At 73.5% G+C, this 14,631-nt stretch carries 13 protein-coding genes and 1 tRNA gene; 1 reads left to right on the top strand and 13 read right to left on the bottom strand.

The genetic code is table 11. From position 1 onward, the window contains the following. Nucleotides 1-624 precede the first annotated feature (624 nt). The gene (locus ACFY7C_RS09655) at nucleotides 625-2,016 is read right to left on the bottom strand and encodes a peptidoglycan-binding protein (RefSeq protein ID WP_389646490.1); all 1,392 of its coding nucleotides are present in this window, start codon (nucleotides 2,014-2,016) and stop codon (nucleotides 625-627) included. Between the two features lie 184 nt (nucleotides 2,017-2,200). Between ACFY7C_RS09655 and ACFY7C_RS09650 the strand changes: the two genes are divergently transcribed. Then, nucleotides 2,201-2,274: transfer RNA gene (locus tag ACFY7C_RS09650), tRNA-Lys, on the top strand. Nucleotides 2,275-2,474: 200 nt separating this feature from the next. Here the strand turns inward: ACFY7C_RS09650 and ACFY7C_RS09645 are convergent. The 12 genes from ACFY7C_RS09645 to ACFY7C_RS09590 form a co-directional block, all read right to left on the bottom strand. Beyond that, nucleotides 2,475-3,128: a class F sortase gene (locus ACFY7C_RS09645; RefSeq protein ID WP_389649417.1), complete on the bottom strand. Its 654-nt coding sequence runs from the start codon at nucleotides 3,126-3,128 to the stop codon at nucleotides 2,475-2,477. Further along, on the bottom strand, nucleotides 3,125-3,709 hold the full coding sequence (locus ACFY7C_RS09640; protein ID WP_389646487.1) for a hypothetical protein: 585 nt from the start codon (nucleotides 3,707-3,709) through the stop codon (nucleotides 3,125-3,127). Before ACFY7C_RS09640 ends, ACFY7C_RS09645 begins: the two co-directional genes overlap by 4 nt. Before the next feature lie 85 nt (nucleotides 3,710-3,794). Further along, nucleotides 3,795-4,574: an HAD-IIA family hydrolase gene (locus ACFY7C_RS09635; RefSeq protein WP_345488034.1), complete on the bottom strand. Its 780-nt coding sequence runs from the start codon at nucleotides 4,572-4,574 to the stop codon at nucleotides 3,795-3,797. Nucleotides 4,575-4,687: 113 nt separating this feature from the next. Beyond that, the gene (locus tag ACFY7C_RS09630; RefSeq protein WP_389646485.1) at nucleotides 4,688-6,229 is read right to left on the bottom strand and encodes an alkaline phosphatase family protein; all 1,542 of its coding nucleotides are present in this window, start codon (nucleotides 6,227-6,229) and stop codon (nucleotides 4,688-4,690) included. 201 nt (nucleotides 6,230-6,430) lie between these two features. Continuing rightward, nucleotides 6,431-7,489 (bottom strand): 2-aminoethylphosphonate ABC transporter substrate-binding protein, encoded by a 1,059-nt coding sequence (locus ACFY7C_RS09625; RefSeq protein WP_389649414.1) that lies wholly within the window; start codon nucleotides 7,487-7,489, stop codon nucleotides 6,431-6,433. Between the two features lie 97 nt (nucleotides 7,490-7,586). Next, nucleotides 7,587-8,384: an ABC transporter permease gene (locus ACFY7C_RS09620; protein ID WP_389646482.1), complete on the bottom strand. Its 798-nt coding sequence runs from the start codon at nucleotides 8,382-8,384 to the stop codon at nucleotides 7,587-7,589. Next, entirely contained in the window at nucleotides 8,371-9,357 is a 987-nt protein-coding gene (locus ACFY7C_RS09615; protein WP_389646479.1) for a 2-aminoethylphosphonate ABC transporter permease subunit, read from the bottom strand. Before ACFY7C_RS09615 ends, ACFY7C_RS09620 begins: the two co-directional genes overlap by 14 nt. After that, on the bottom strand, nucleotides 9,350-10,405 hold the full coding sequence (locus ACFY7C_RS09610) for an ABC transporter ATP-binding protein (protein WP_389646476.1): 1,056 nt from the start codon (nucleotides 10,403-10,405) through the stop codon (nucleotides 9,350-9,352). The genes ACFY7C_RS09615 and ACFY7C_RS09610 overlap by 8 nt, the downstream gene beginning before the upstream one ends. Continuing rightward, on the bottom strand, nucleotides 10,402-11,157 hold the full coding sequence (locus tag ACFY7C_RS09605; RefSeq protein ID WP_389646473.1) for a phosphonatase-like hydrolase: 756 nt from the start codon (nucleotides 11,155-11,157) through the stop codon (nucleotides 10,402-10,404). Before ACFY7C_RS09605 ends, ACFY7C_RS09610 begins: the two co-directional genes overlap by 4 nt. Nucleotides 11,158-11,162: 5 nt before the next feature. Continuing rightward, nucleotides 11,163-12,284, bottom strand: coding sequence for a TIGR03364 family FAD-dependent oxidoreductase (locus tag ACFY7C_RS09600; protein ID WP_389646471.1), 1,122 nt, complete (start codon nucleotides 12,282-12,284; stop codon nucleotides 11,163-11,165). Nucleotides 12,285-12,417: 133 nt separating this feature from the next. Beyond that, a complete protein-coding gene (locus tag ACFY7C_RS09595; RefSeq protein ID WP_389646469.1) occupies nucleotides 12,418-13,218 on the bottom strand; it encodes a GntR family transcriptional regulator in 801 nt (266 codons plus the stop codon). 62 nt (nucleotides 13,219-13,280) lie between these two features. After that, complete coding sequence (locus ACFY7C_RS09590) at nucleotides 13,281-14,246, bottom strand: hypothetical protein (RefSeq protein WP_389646466.1); 966 nt, start codon at nucleotides 14,244-14,246, stop codon at nucleotides 13,281-13,283. Between the last annotated feature and the right edge of the window lie 385 nt (nucleotides 14,247-14,631).

The following is a 14,631-nucleotide window of genomic DNA, read 5'->3' as shown; positions in this document are numbered from 1 at the left end:
TGGCGCACCATCCCGCGCACCCGGCGAAGCCGAGCCGCCGGAAGCGCCACCGGCAGGCCCTCCCTGCGGAGCGGCACCCGCACCGGCAGGCGAAGCCGGAAGCACCGGGGCGCCTGCGGGTCCGGCGGGCGTAACGGCCGAGGACGCCGCGTTCACCTGGGCGCTGAGGCCGCCCTCGCCGGAGGCGGTCTGCGGGGAACCGGCCCCCGCGGGCGCACCGGCAGGGGGTGCCGTCGCGCCGCCCGGCATGTCGGGTCTGCCGTCGGCGGGTGCCGCCTGGGCGGCGGCGGGCGAACCGCCGGCCCCGGTGGCGGATGCCGACGCCACGGCGGGCGTCCCCACCGCCCCGCAGGCCGACGCGCTCGGGCCGCCCGGGCCCGGGGTGCCGGCTCCGGGGGGCCCGGCGACCGGGGCCGCCCCCGTCCCCGGGCCCCCGCCCGCCGGCGCACCCGCACCCGCTCCGCCGACAGGCGAACCCGCCCCGCCCCCCGGTGGCCCGCTCGGGCGGGGGCGGCCGGTGGTGAGGCGGCGGGCGGTGCGGGCCGCGTCGCGGGTGGCGGCCGGGCCGGAGTCCGGAGGGGTCGGGGTCGATGCCGTCATTCGGTCCACCTCATGTTCTCGGGGTCATCGGAACAAGCGCCGCCAGGTCTCCGGGCCCGGGTAGCCGTCGGCCGCGCCGCCGCGCCAGCCCTGGGCCCGCTGGAAGGCCTCGACGTTGCGGCGGTCCGCCTCCGTCCACCGCGGACCGGGGCCCGACGCGTAGTGCTTGCCGTAGCCCCGCTTCACCAGTTGTTTGCCCAGCTTCTCCACATATGCGTTGGATTGGCCGGGACGGAAGTAGCCACGCCCGGGGAACCCGCTCGCAGATGCGCTCGATCCGCCCGAACCACTCGAACCGCCGATGTCCTTGCCCTTGCCGCTCACGAGCAGCGACCAGGTCTGCGGGCCGGGCAGGCCGTCCGCCTCGCGGCCCTTCCAGCCCTGCGCCCGCTGGAAGGCCTGGGTGGCGCGGCGGTCCGCCTCGCCCCAGCGGGGACCGGGGCCGAGGCTGTAGTACTTCTTGCCGCCGCGCGCGACGAGCAGCTTCCCGAGCTGGGTGACGTACGCGTTGTTCGCGCCGGGGCCGAACTTCGACGGCCCCGGATACGGCGTGGCCGCCGTCGCCCCCGACCCCGCGTTCCCGCTCCCGCTCCCACCGCCGCCGCCTCCGCTGACGACGCCCTTGTAGCGGTAGGCAAGGTAGCGGTCGGAGTGCTCCCAGTAGGCGAGCGGTGTCGGCTGCTTCCGCGTGCGCGGCTTGGTCTGCTCGTACGCGACGTAGGCGGTGTGGGTGTAGTCGGTCCAGCCGCCGAAGATCGTCACGTGCGAGCCGCGGGTCGGGTCGGCGGGGTTGTGGAAGAGCAGGATGTCGCCGGGCTGGAGGTCGGCGCGGTCGATCCGGTCGGCGAAGCGGTCGAGGCTGCCGGTCCACTCGTTGCTGCGGAGGTTCCAGGCCATGGAGATGTAGCCGGAGCAGTCCTGGCGGTAGCCGTCGTTCCAGTACCGCTCCATCGAGTACGGGACCTGGGCGGTGACCCACGTCTTCGCACGGTTGACGATCTCGGCGCGGGTGGTCTTCCGCAGGGACTCCGTCGAGATCTGACTGGTCGTCGGGTCGGCTCCGGGGGACGGCGCCGAGCCGGGGCCGTGCGCGCCGCCGTGGAGCGGGCCCCGGCCGCCCTGCGGGGTGTCGGGCCCGGGACCCCCGACGCCCGCCACACCCCCCGCCGTCCGGTCCGTCGCCCGGTCCGTCGCGCTGTCCACGGCCGGGTCCGCGCCGGCGACCCCCGCACCGCCGCCGCCCAGGACCACCCCCGCCGCCGTCACCAGGACCAGCGCGCGACGGGCGCCGTGCGCGGCGGGGTGACCTCCCGCCCGTACGGGCAGCCCGAGGGCGAGGTCACGCCGCTGCCGGGCGCAGCCCGGGCAGCCGCAGTCGGCCGCGGGTTCGATTTCTTCGAAGACCGGCACACTCATGCGTTCCCCTCCACACTCGTCAAGATCTTTTGACCGCTCTGGCACGGGCGTCAGTGTCTCAACTGTCTGGACATATCGCATTTTGACGGATCGAAGGCTCAATACGACCATCCGACAGGCCGGGCGGGACCGGAAATGGTCAGGAGCACCGCCCGGAGTCCTGTAAAGTTATCGACGTCAGCAGGCGCCGCTAGCTCAGTTGGTTAGAGCAGCTGACTCTTAATCAGCGGGTCCGGGGTTCGAGTCCCTGGCGGCGCACGCGCAAGGCCGAGGCCCTTCACCATGTGGTGAAGGGCCTCGGTCGTTTTCCGATTCCTCTTCGGCGATTCCTCTACAGTGAGCGGGGCCACACCGACCTCCCGCGCCGGCTCCGGGCTCCTCCCGCGGCCCGTGAGCCCGCGGTCGAGGACCGGACCGGCCGGCGGGCCGGCACCTCCGCCCCGTCGGCCGGCTCCCGGTCAGCCCCGCGCGCCGGTCAGATACGCCGAGACGACGACGTTCGCCGTGTACGTACCGGTCTCCCGGTCGAAGGTGCCGCCGCAGGTGATCAGGCGCAGTTCCGCCCGGCCGGGCAGGTGCGGGCCGTAGGCCTTCCGGGCGTCGAAGCGGTCCCTGGGCAGGACCTGGACGTCGTCGATCGTGAATTCCGCGACGCTTCCGTCCGAACGGGTCACGCGCACCGTCGCGCCGGGGCGGGCCGCGCTCAGGCCGTAGAAGACGGCGGGGCGGCTCCGCGTGTCGACGTGGCCGACGAACAGGGCGGCCCCGGAGGCGCCCGGACGGGTGCCGGAGCCGTACCAGCCGACCGTCTGCGGCATCGCGTACGGCGGCGGGTCGATCGCCCCGTCCGCGTCCAGGCCGCGGGCGACGACGGGCGCGGCGATCCCCAGGGACGGGATCTCCACGCGGCGGGGCTCGGCGGCGGGGAGCGGGTCGTGCGCCGGGGGCAGCGGCGCGCCGAGCGGGCGGCCGACGGCGGCGATGTCACCGGTGGTCGGCGCCGAGGCGGGGCCGGGCCCGTCGGAGGCGCCCTCGCCCCAGACCCAGAGGCCCAGGAACAGGACCGCCCAGGCCGTCCCGGTCAGTGCCCGGCCGGAGGGCACCGGACTCAGTCCGCGCCCCGGCGGCGGCGGGCGCTGCGGAAGGCGACCGCCACCGCGGCGACGGCGGCCATGCCGAGGCCCAGGAGCGTGTACGGCGTGCCGAGGCCCGCCTCGTCCGCCGTCTGCGCCACGCCGGGGGCGGCGGGGGCGGCGAAGGCGGCCGTGCCGCCGCCGCCCGCGCGGACCGGGGCGACCGGGGACGGGTGATGGGTGGGCCGGTGGCTCGGCTCGTGGTGGCGCTTGACGTGGACCGTGCCGACGTCGGGGTGGTCGTGTCCGTCGCAGGTGACGCCGACCTTGTAGGTGCCCTCGCCGAGGCCCGACTTGACGGTGGTGTCGCCGAACAGCGGGTTCTTGCCGCCGTCACGGCCGGTGAGCTCGGCGTCCGCGACGAACGCCGGGGACTTGGCGGCGCCGGTGGTGCCCTTGCAGCCGGTGACCCGGATGTCGACGTCGGCACCGGGCGCCGCCATGGACGGGGTGACGGTGACCTTCACCCCGTCGTGGGCGAGGGCGGTGCCCGCCGTGGGAGCGAGCACCAGAACCACGGCCGCCCCTGCGGCACGGAGAGCGATGGGACCTGAACGCATGGTGACCTCCTGGTACTGGCAGGGTCACCCCGTTCGGGTCCTTTCGCATCCCCAGAGAGCCGACCAGGGCTCCGCCCGCGGGGACTCAGACGCGGTCGACGAGGTCCGCGATCGACTTCACGATCTTCGACGGGCGGTACGGGAAGCGGTCGATCTCCGCCTGGGTGGTCAGGCCGGTGAGCACCAGGAAGGTCTGCATGCCCGCCTCCAGGCCGGCCAGGATGTCGGTGTCCATCCGGTCGCCGATCATGGCGCTGGTCTCGGAGTGGGCGCCGATGGCGTTCAGGCCGGTGCGCATCATCAGCGGGTTCGGCTTGCCGGCGAAGTACGGCTCCTTGCCGGTCGCCTTGGTGATCAGCGCGGCGACCGAGCCGGTGGCCGGCAGCGGGCCCTCCAGCGACGGGCCGGTCTCGTCCGGGTTGGTGCAGATGAAGCGGGCGCCGGCGTTGATGAGCCGGACCGCCTTGGTCATGGCCTCGAAGGAGTACGTACGGGTCTCGCCGAGGACCACGTAGTCGGGGTCGTGGTCGGTGAGCACGTAGCCGATGTCGTGCAGCGCGGTGGTGAGACCGGCCTCGCCGATGACGTACGCGGTGCCGCCGGGCCGCTGGTCGTCGAGGAACTTGGCGGTGGCGAGCGCCGAGGTCCAGATGTTCTCGACGGGCACGTTCAGGCCCATGCGGGCCAGGCGGGCGTGCAGGTCACGGGCGGTGTAGATCGAGTTGTTGGTGAGGACCAGGAAGGGCTTCCCGGTGTCCCGCAGCTTCGTGATGAACGCGTCGGCACCGGGGATCGGAACGCCCTCGTGGATGAGGACGCCGTCCATGTCGGTGAGCCAGGATTCGATCGGCTTGCGCTCTGCCATGGGTGCGGGACTCCTGCCGTACGTGCCGTACGCGTACGGGCCGAGGTGCCGTACACGACGTGCGGTGTGCTGGGGGCGACGCGACTGCGCTGTGGCGACGCCCCCAGACTAGGTCAGGAAGCCGTGACCTTGACCCCGTCGATCACCCAGTACCAGTTGTTGGACCCGGTGTAGCGGAAGCGGAAGCTGACGCTGGACGCTCCTGCGGGCACGTTCACCGTCAGGGACTGCGGCTGCGAGATGACGTCCGCGGTGTAGCTCTTGACGACGGACGGCGTGCCGCCGTTGAAGGACGCCAGGACCTGGGCCGTCTGGCTGCCCTCCTGCCGGTAGAACGTGGTGAAGTCGAGGGTGACGCGGGACGCGCCGGAGACGGAGTAGGCCGGGGTGACCAGCGTGGAGTCGTACGTACCGGAGAAGGTCTTGTCGGCCCACTCGTCGGAGTCGGCGACGGCGAAGACGCCCCGGGCGCGGACGTTGAGCTCGCGGGACTGGTCGCGCTGGGTGCGGGACCAGAACTCGTCGGTGGCGAAGGACCAGCCGCGCCACTCGGTCACGCCACCGGTGCCCATGGCGTTGTTGATGACGGACCAGCCGCTGGGCGCGGTGCGGGTGAAGCCGAGGACGCCGGCGGGGATGCCGGTCTCGTCGACGCGGCCGGTGAGCGAGCCGTACAGCGCGTCGAACGGGTCCGTGGAGCGCTGCTGGATCGGCTTGCCGTCCAGGCCCCAGGACGGCTCGGCGGCGATGCCGAGCTGGTGGAAGACGGTGGCGGCGACGTCGACGAGGCGGGTGTCGATCGGGCGGGCGCCGGCGGCGATGCCGGGGCCGGTGGCGAGGACGAAGGTGCGGCGCTCCTCGATGGCGGAACCGCCGTGGCCGCCGGCGTCGACGTGGCCGTGGTCGGTGCAGACGATGACGGTCCAGCGCTCGGTGGCGTAGGAGGGGCGGGCCTTGATGGCGGCCAGCATCCGGCCGAGCTGGGCGTCCTGGACGGCGATGGCGTCCAGGTACTTCTGCCCGGTGCCGTTGGCGTGCGCGACGACGTCCGTGTTGCCGAGGTAGACGAAGGAGACGTCGGGGTTCTGGTCGCGGAGCACCGAGACGCTGTCGGCGGTGATGGTCTCGTCGTGGCCGACGTAGCCGTCGCGGTCGCCGTCCAGCACGATCTTGGCGTCGGCGCCGGCGGTGACGGTGCCGTAGGTGTCGAGCGGCTTCCAGTCGACGGCGGCGTAGAGCGACAGCTCCGGCCGCACCTGGTGGAGCCGGGCCAGGAAGCCCGGGTACTGGCCGTAGTTGCGGCCGGTGAAGCTGTTGTCCCGGACGCCGTGCTTGTCGGGCCACACGCCGGTGGAGATGGTCGACCAGCCGGGGCCGGAGGAGGTGGCGGCCATGGGGTTGGCGTACAGCAGGGAGACGCCGTAGGTGCCGTTCGCCATCATGGACTTCAGGTGCGGGGCGTTCGCCGCGTCGATCCGGTCGTGGCGCAGGCCGTCCATGCCGACGACGAGCACCTTGTCCTTGCTGGTGCCGTTCGGGAGGGTCGGCGCGGCGGCCCCGGCGGCGGGGGCGGTGGCGAGGCCGGTGGCGGTGAGGGCGGCGGTGGCGCCGGCGGCGGCGAGCACGCCGCGGCGGGATATGCCGGTGTGCGGCATGTCTGGAGTCCTCCGTGGAAGGGGGGCGGGGCGGGAACAGGGACAGGAGCAGGAGCTGGGACGGGAGCAGGGACGGGAGCAGGGACGGGTCAACGCCCCTGATCCCTCAGGGGCGTTGCGCTTCGGTCCGTACCCGTTATCTTTCCGCGATACTTCGGTGGGACGGAAGGTACGTGCGGTGAACTCTTGGTCCGCGACCGGTTAGCTTCCGGTGGCGGCCTTCCACGCGTCGACGTACGCCGGCAGGTTCTTGTCGATGTCGGCCCAGTCCGGCTCGAAGATCTCCACGCCCTCGATCAGCTTGGCGAGTTCGATGGCGTTGGCGTCGGTGGGCTTGATGTCCTGGCGGGCCGGGAAGCCGCCACCGATGGCGCTGACCTCGCGCTGGGCCTGCTCGCCGAGCATGAAGTCGAGGAGCTTCTTGCCGTTCTCGCCGTGCGGGGCGTCGCTGACCAGGCCGGCGGCGTAGGGCAGGGCGAAGGTGGTGGGCTTGCCCCCCTCCTTCGCGGGGAACCAGATGGCGAGGTTCGGCATGGAGCGGGCCTGGGCGAAGTTCATCTGGACGTCGCCGTTGGCGACGAGGATCTCGCCCTTGTCGACCTTCGGGGCGAGCTTGGAGGTGGAGGAGGACGGGCCGACGTTGTTGGCCTGGAGCTTCTTCAGGTACTCCATCGCCGGCTCCTTGCCGCCGAAGTCGTGCATGGCCTTGATGACCACGGCGGTGCCGTCGCCCGCGACGCCCGGGGTGGAGTACTGGATCCGGTCCTTGTACTTCGCGTCGAGGAGCTGCTCCCAGGTGGTGGGCGGGGTCGTCAGCTCCTTCTTGTTGTGGATGAAGCCGAAGTAGTTGTTGACGACGGAGGTCCACTTCCCGTCGCTCGCCTTGTTGCCTCCGGCGACCTGGTCGGAGCCCTTCGGCGCGTACGCCTGGAGCAGCCCCTTGGAGTCGGCCTGCTGGATGAAGGGCGGCAGGGTGACGAGGACGTCGGCCTGGGTGTTGTTCTTCTCGCGGGCGGCGCGCTGCACCATCTCGCCGGAGCCGCCCTCGACGTACTCCACCTTGATGCCGGTCTGCTTCTCGAAGTCCTTGAAGACCTTGTCGTACCAGCCGTCGCCCGCCTCGCCCTTGAGGCCGTCGGCGCTGTAGACGGTGACCACCTTCTCGTCGGACGCGGAGGAGGAGCCGCCGCAGGCGGTGAGGGTCGCGGCGAGGACGAGGCAGCCGGTGACGGCGGCGATCGGCTTGGCGTTCTGGGACATGGTGCGCATAACGTCGTTCTCTCCTAGCGGTACGGGGGTTTGCCGGCGGTACGGGGAGTGCTACCGGTACGGGGGTTTGCCGGCGGTACGGGGGGTGCTACCGGTACGAGGCTTTGGTGCGGACACGGGAGACGGCGAGCAGCACGAGCAGCGTCGCCGCCATCAGGACCACGGCGAGTGCCGAGCCCGTGAAGAGCGAACCGCGGTCGGTGGCCGTGAAGATCAGCACCGGCAGCGGCAGCCAGTCCGGCGGGTAGAGCATCATCGTGGCGCTCAGCTCGCCCATGGACAGGGCGAAGCAGAGCCCCGCCGCCGCGTTCAGCGACGGCAGCAGGAGCGGCAGCCGCACCCGGAGCAGGACGTACGACGGGCGGGCGCCGAGACTGGCCGCCGCCTGCTCGTACATCGGGTCCAGACGCAGGATGGCGGCCGAAACCGACTGGTAGGCGAACGCCGTGACAAGAACGGTGTGCGCGAGGATCACGATCCAGCGCGTGCCGTTCAGGAGCAGCGGCGGCTGCGAGAAGGCGACCAGGACGGCGAGTCCGACGACCACGGAGGGCACCGCCACCGGCAGCACGAACAGCGCGTCGAGCAGCCGGCGGCCGCGTGCGCGGAGCGCGGAGGCGGCGAGCGCGGCCCAGGTCCCGGCGGTCAGCGCGAGCACGCTCGCGGCGAGCGCGGTGACCAGGCTGGTGGTGAGCGCCCGCAGCGACTCGCCGCGCACGGCGGCCGCGTAGTGGGCGGTGGTCGGCCCGGAGGGGAAGGCGCCGGACCAGTTGGTCGAGAACGAGGCGGCCACGATGACGAGGAGGGGCAGGGCGAAGAGGGGCACGAAGAGGACGGCGAAGACGGCCCAGCTCGCCCACCGCCCGGCGCGGCTATGCACCAGCACGCTTGCTCACCACCCGGTACAGGCCGTAGAGGCCCACGGAGATCGCGACGTTGACGACGGCGACCACGCAGGCGGCGGCGTAGTCGGACTCGAGGATGGCCTTGCCGTAGACGAGCATCGGAAGCGTCGTGACGCCCTTGGCGCCGGTGAAGAGGACGATGCCGAACTCGTTGAGGCACATCACCAGGACGAGGCTGCCGCCGGCGGCGAGTGCGGGCAGGGCCTCGGGCAGGATGACCTGCCGGATGATCCGCAGGGGCCGCGCGCCCAGCGAGGACGCCACCTCCAGCTGCGCCGTCTCCATCTGCGAGAACGCGGCGAGGAGGGGCCGCATCACGAAGGGCGTGAAGTAGGTGACCTCCGCGAGGAGGACGCCCCAGGGGGTGGTCAGGAACCGGAAGGGGCCGGCCTCGGCGCCGGTGAGGTCCGTCCACACGCCGTTGGCCATGCCGACCGTGCCGTAGAGGAACAGCAGGGCGAGCGTGATGAGGAAGGACGGGAAGGAGAGGAAGACGTCGATGAACTTCGACACCGCCTTGCCGCCGGGGAACGGCACGAAGGCGATGACGAGCGCCAGCACGAACCCGAGCACCAGACACCCGACGGTGGACGCGACGGCGAGCCACACGGTGGTAACGAGCGCGTCCCGGAACGCCTGGGAGGCGAAGACCTCCGCGTACGCGCCGGGCGTCAGGGACTCCTGGACGACGAGGGCGAGCGGGTAGAGGAAGACGACGGCGAGGGCGACGACCGGGGGTGCGGCCCAGAGCCAGGGGGGCAGGGACCGGCGAACCGTCGGAGCCGTACGTTCCGCGGGGGCCGTGGGGGTCCTCCCGCTCGACGCCCCGGTCGACGCCCCGGTCGACGCCTCGGACGACGCCTCGGTCGACGCCTCGGACGCCGCCTCGGGGAGGGCGGTCACGGAGCCCGGTGCGAGGTGCTTCTTCGTGAGACCCGCGGCCCGGCTAGCCATCGTTCACCCCCGCCGCCAGCAGCACCGCGTCCTCGCGGGCGAAGTGCAGGGTCACCTCGTTGCCGAGCGCGGGCGTCTCACGGAGCTCCCGCACGTCCGCCTTCACGCGGTGGCCGCCCGCCACGTCCACGTACAGGCGGTGGGTCGCGCCGCGCCACTGGACCTCGGCGATCCGGCCGCGCAGGGCGTTGGGGCCCTCGCCCAGACCCACCAGGTGCGGCCGCACGCACAGGGTGGCGGCGGCGCCGGGCGCCGCGTCCGCGACCGGTACGTCGAGGGCGACGCCGTCGAGGGTGACGCCGTCCGTGCCGACCGTCACCGGCAGCAGGTTGGCGTTGCCGACGAAGGAGGCGGTGAACTCGGTACGGGGCCTGCGGTACAGCTCCTGCGGGGTGCCGCAGTCCTGGAGGCGGGCCCGGTCCATGACGGCGATCCGGTCGGCGAGGGTGAGCGCCTCGACCTGGTCGTGGGTGACGTAGAGGAGGGAGACGTCGGGCAGCTCGCGGTGCAGCCGGGCGAGTTCGGCGAGCATGCCGGAGCGCAGCTGGGCGTCGAGCGCGGAGAGCGGTTCGTCGAGGAGGAGGACGTTCGGGCGGATGGCGAGGGCGCGGGCGATGGCGACGCGCTGCTGCTGGCCGCCGGAGAGCTCGCGCGGATAGCGCTTCGCGTAGGCCGCCATCCCCGTCATCTCCAGGGCCTCGGCGACCCGGCCGGGGATCTCGCCCTTGGGGGCCTTCTGTGCCTTCAGGCCGAAGGCGACGTTGTCCTCGACCCGCAGGTGCGGGAAGAGGGCGTACTGCTGGACGACCATGCCGATGCCCCGCTTGTACGGGGGGAGGTCGGTGACGTCCCGGTCGCCGATGAACACCCGCCCGGCGACCGGCCGGACGAAGCCGGCGACGGCCCGCAGGGCGGTGGTCTTGCCGGAGCCGGAGGGCCCGAGCAGGGCCATGACCTCGCCGGGTGCGACGGTCAGGTCGAGCGAGTCGAGGACGGTGTGGCCGCCGTACGCGACGGAGACGCCGTCGAAGCGGATGCCGCTGGTCATGCGCCCGACTCCCTGAGCAGCGCGGGGAGTTCCGCGACCGAGGCGAGGACGTGGGTGGCGCCGTGCTCCTTGAGCGCGCCCTCGTCGTGGGCGCCGGTCAGCACGCCCGCCACGATCCCGGCCCCGGCGCGGACCCCGCTGAGCATGTCGTACGACGTGTCGCCCGCGACCACGATCCGGCGGACGTCGTCGACGGCCGCGGTACGGAGGAAGGCGCCGAGGACCATGTCCGGGTAGGGGCGCCCCCGGCCGCCCGCGTCGGCCGGGCACAGGGTCAGGGCGACCAGGTCCCGCCAGCCGAGGGCGTCGAGGATGGCGTCCTGGGTGACCCGGGCGAAACCGGTGGTCAGGACCACGGTGCGCCCCTGGTCCTTCAGTTCGGCGATCGCCTCGGCGGCGCCCGGGACCGGGGAGACGAGGCCGTCGCCCACCAGCTCCGCGTACGCCTCCTCGAAGGCGAGGTTGGCCTGCCGGGCGCGGCTCTCGTCGCCGCCGAAGAGGTGGCGGAAGACGGAGATCTTGGACTCGCCCATGGTGGCGCGGACGTAGTCGATCATCGTGGCGGGGTCTTCGCCGAGGCGGGTCGCGGCGGCCGTGAAGGCGCGTTCGACGAGGCCGCCGTCGGCGACCGTGGTGCCGGCCATGTCGAGGACGACGAGGTTGTGACGGGTGCTGTCGGTCAGGGAGCGGGTCTGGGGGTCGGTCGTGCGGTCGGTCGTGCGGTCGGGCAGGGGGTCGGTCAGGGGGTTCATCGGGTTCACCAGCCCAGTTCGTTCGCGGTGGTCTCGGCGATGGCGGGCGAGCAGGTCATGCCGCGGCCGCCGGGTCCCGTCACCAGCCAGACTCCGTCGCGCAGCCGCTGACGGTGGACGACCCGGGTGGTGTCGGTGCACTGCGCGTACACGCCGGCCCAGCGGCGGCGGACGCGCGGCAGCGGGCGCCCGAGGAGGGACTCGACCACGCGCGTGAGGTGCTCGTAGGGGTCTTCGAGGGTGTCGAAGGCGAAGGGGTGCTCGTACTCGTGGGTGTCGCCGATGGTCAGTCCGCCGTCGAGGCGCTGCACCATCAGCAGCTGCATCTTGTGGGCGGCGGCGGTCGGGTCCTGGGCCTGCCCGGCGTTGAGGGCGTCCAGGGCGTCCGAGGCGTAGGCGGGGTAGTAGCGGAAGGAGTCGGCGTCGGCGACGGAGGTGGTGAGGGGCTCGCCCAGCGGGTCGGTCTGCATCATCTGGAGCCGCACCCGGCGGACCGGTATCGCGCCGGCGACCTCGCGGACCAGACCGGAGAGCCAGGCGCCGGTGCACAGGACGACGACGTCGCCGGTGTGGGTGTCGCCGTGGTCGTCGCGGACCGCGTTCTCGCCCACGACCTCCCGCACCTCGCGGTGCGGCAGGAAGGTGTAGCGCCCGGTGGCGAGGAGTGCCTCGCGCAGGGCGAGCTGGGCGGTGCGGGGCTCGACGGCGGCGTCCCGCTCGCACCACAGGGCGGCGTCGAACGCGCCGCGCAGGGCCGGGTTGACCGCCCGCGCCTCGCCGGGCGTGAGCAGCTTGTAGCCGCGGGCGGCGGCGTCGGGCCGGGCCACGGCGGCCTCGGCGACGGCGCGTTCGAGCTCGCCCCGGACGGGGGTGAGGGAGCCGATCGCCCGGAAGCCGAGCGCGGGGACCCGGGCGCCGATGCCCTCCCACAGCTCGCGGGCGCGCAGGGCGGTGTCGAGCTCCTCGCCACCCGCCCGTCCGCTGACCCAGATCTGGCCGAAGTTGCGGAGCGAGGCCCCGCGCGCCTCGGCCTCGCGCTCGATGTGGACGACCTCATGGCCGCGTTCGACTGCCTGCCAGGCGTGCATGGTTCCCACCACGCCGGCTCCTACGACGATCACCTTCATGCCGTCCACGGTCGCGGCGGCGAGTGGCCCGGAAAGGTCCGTCCGGCGACGGGACGGTGAACGACCCGACAAGCTTGGACTAGACCCGTTATCTTTACGTGACATTCCTTGGGGCTACCCGGGAGGGAGCGGGTCAGTCCTGGGCCGGTCGATCTCGGGCCGGTCGGTGCTCACCCGGTCGGTCCTGGGGGCCCAGGTGCGCGGTGAAGCTGAAGCGGTCGCCGCGGTAGAGCGTCCGCACCCGCTCCAGGGGCCGGCCGGCCGTGTCGCGGGAGACCCGGTGGATCAGGAGCATGGGCAGCGCCGGCGGGGTGCCGATGAGCAGCGCCTCGCGCGGGGTCGCGAGCACCGTCTCGATCCGCTCGTCGGCGTCCCCGAAGGAGATGCCGAGCCGGTCGCGCAGATAGGCGTAGAAGGACGAGTCCGGGTCGAAGTCGCTGTCCAGGCGCGGGGCGCGGGCCTCGGAGACGTACGTGCTCTCCAGACCGACCCGCTCGTCGTCGGCGAGCAGGACGCGCTCCATGTGCCAGACGGGCTCGCCGCCCGCCACGCCGACCTCCGGGGCGAGGGCCTCCGGACAGGGGAAGCGTTCCAGCGAGATGAGGGAACGGCCGGGCCTGCGCCCCTGGCGGCGCACGCCCTCGGTGTAGCTGGCGAGCGAGAGCGGCTGCTCCAGTTTGGGCCCGGCGACCACGGTGCCCCGGCCCCGGCGGCGCAGCCGCCCCTCGAGGAGCAGCTCGCGCAGGGCCTGGCGGACGGTCTCCCGCGACACCTCGTAGCGGACGGCGAGATCGCGCTCGGTGGGCAGCAGGCCGCCCTCGCCCAACTCGTCGACGAGCGCCGCGACCTTCGCCTTCACGGCGTAGTACTTCGGGATGCGGCCGTGTTCGGGGATGCCGGAGCGGATGGGTGCGCCGGGGTCGTTCTTCTCCACCCGATGATCGTCGCAGACCGGGGTGAACGGGAAGGTGTACGGGAGGGTGTACGGAGCGTGGCCTACGGGTTGCGGCGACGGGCGGCCCGCGCGCGGTGGAAGCGGCGGGCGGCCAGGAGAAGGGTGGCACCGGCGCCGAGGAGGGCCGCTGCGGCGGGAGCGTGACGGAGGGCCGACTCCTCTCCCGTCTGGGCGAGTTCGGGGAACCCCGGGTCGGTGCCGGTGCCGGGTGCGGTGGGCCGGGCGGTGGCCGACGGGTCCGCGGACGGGGCGGTCCCGGGGTCGCGCCCGGCGTCGGCGTCCGGGTCGGCGGGGCCGATGGCCAGCCGGTAGTCGGCCGAGGCGCCGACCCAGTCGCCGTCGTCGCCCCGCCGCTGGACGACGGCGGCGTTGACGACCACCTCGTCGTCGGGCGCGGCGTCGGCGCGGAACGCCAGGCGTACGGGAACGGTGAGGGTGCCGCCGGCGGGCACCGCGAACCCGGCGAAGGCGGGGGTGGTGGGTGTGGGGGTCGTGGAGGCCGTGGAGGCCGTCGGGGCCGTCGGGGCCGTCGGGGCCGTCGGGGCGGGGGACGGCCCGGTGCCGGCGAACACGCCCACGTTCTCGGCCCGGTCCGTCGCCTCGAAGGCCACCGGCCGCCACAGCCGCGCCTTCTCGTCGTAGAACTCCGCGCGGATCTGGCCGGGTTTCAGCGACCGGCCGCTGTCGGTGAGCACGAGCACCGGATGGACGCCCCGGCAGGGCGTGGCGGTGGTGTTGCTGAGGTCCAGGTGCCAGGTACGGAAGCTCCCGCCGGCCGCGTAGTCGACGGGCCCGCCGCGGATCCGGGTCCCGATCGGGAAGTCCGGGTCGGCGGCGTCCCCACAGGCGGGCGCGAGCACGGCGCCGGGCGGGGCGGGGACGGGTGCGGCGAGGAGCGTCACGGAGGGGGCGGGCACGGAGGCGGGGGCGGTGGCCAGGGCGTGGGCCACCGGGACGGTGGCGGCCGTGGCCAGAGCGGCAAGGGCGAGGGCGTTGCGCAGTCGCATGAGGGCGTTGCCTTTGCTGCTCGCGGACGTACGGGACGCCCGCGACGCTGCCACGCGGCGCGGGGCGGCCCCGGTACCGACGCGGCCGGGCCCGCCGTACGCCCGCACATTCCGCCCGATCAGCCTATTTCACGATCATCGGACCGACGGGAGGGACTTCCGGGGCGGGCTTGCGGGGCGCCGGACTACCAAGGCGTCGGGCTTCCGGGCCGTCGGGCTTCCGGGCCGGGCTCCAGGGACGCCGGTCCGGGCTTCCGGCACGGGGCTCCGGCACGGCCTCCCGGGACCGACTCCCGGACCGCCGCGCTTCCGGGGCGCGGGGCCTCCGGGCTTCCGGGGCGGGCTTCCGGGCCGTCGGGCTTCCGGGCCGGGCTCCAGGGACGCC

Origin of the sequence: Streptomyces sp. NPDC012769 (assembly GCF_042901205.1) — a bacterium.
Classification (GTDB): domain Bacteria; phylum Actinomycetota; class Actinomycetes; order Streptomycetales; family Streptomycetaceae; genus Streptomyces.
This window is presented reverse-complemented; position numbering and strand designations above follow the sequence as displayed.

Bases quoted from the DNA above. Each gene is read 5' to 3' on its own strand.
- ACFY7C_RS09655 (WP_389646490.1), bottom strand. From the start codon at position 2,016: ATGAGTGTGCCGGTCTTCGAAGAAATCGAACCCGCGGCCGACTGCGGC.
- ACFY7C_RS09610 (WP_389646476.1), bottom strand. From the start codon at position 10,405: ATGACCAGCGGCATCCGCTTCGACGGCGTCTCCGTCGCGTACGGCGGC.
- ACFY7C_RS09600 (WP_389646471.1), bottom strand. From the start codon at position 12,284: ATGAAGGTGATCGTCGTAGGAGCCGGCGTGGTGGGAACCATGCACGCC.
- ACFY7C_RS09630 (WP_389646485.1), bottom strand. From the start codon at position 6,229: ATGCCGCACACCGGCATATCCCGCCGCGGCGTGCTCGCCGCCGCCGGC.
- ACFY7C_RS09605 (WP_389646473.1), bottom strand. From the start codon at position 11,157: ATGAACCCCCTGACCGACCCCCTGCCCGACCGCACGACCGACCGCACG.
- ACFY7C_RS09635 (WP_345488034.1), bottom strand. From the start codon at position 4,574: ATGGCAGAGCGCAAGCCGATCGAATCCTGGCTCACCGACATGGACGGC.
- ACFY7C_RS09625 (WP_389649414.1), bottom strand. From the start codon at position 7,489: ATGTCCCAGAACGCCAAGCCGATCGCCGCCGTCACCGGCTGCCTCGTC.
- ACFY7C_RS09640 (WP_389646487.1), bottom strand. From the start codon at position 3,709: ATGCGTTCAGGTCCCATCGCTCTCCGTGCCGCAGGGGCGGCCGTGGTT.
- ACFY7C_RS09590 (WP_389646466.1), bottom strand. From the start codon at position 14,246: ATGCGACTGCGCAACGCCCTCGCCCTTGCCGCTCTGGCCACGGCCGCC.
- ACFY7C_RS09615 (WP_389646479.1), bottom strand. From the start codon at position 9,357: ATGGCTAGCCGGGCCGCGGGTCTCACGAAGAAGCACCTCGCACCGGGC.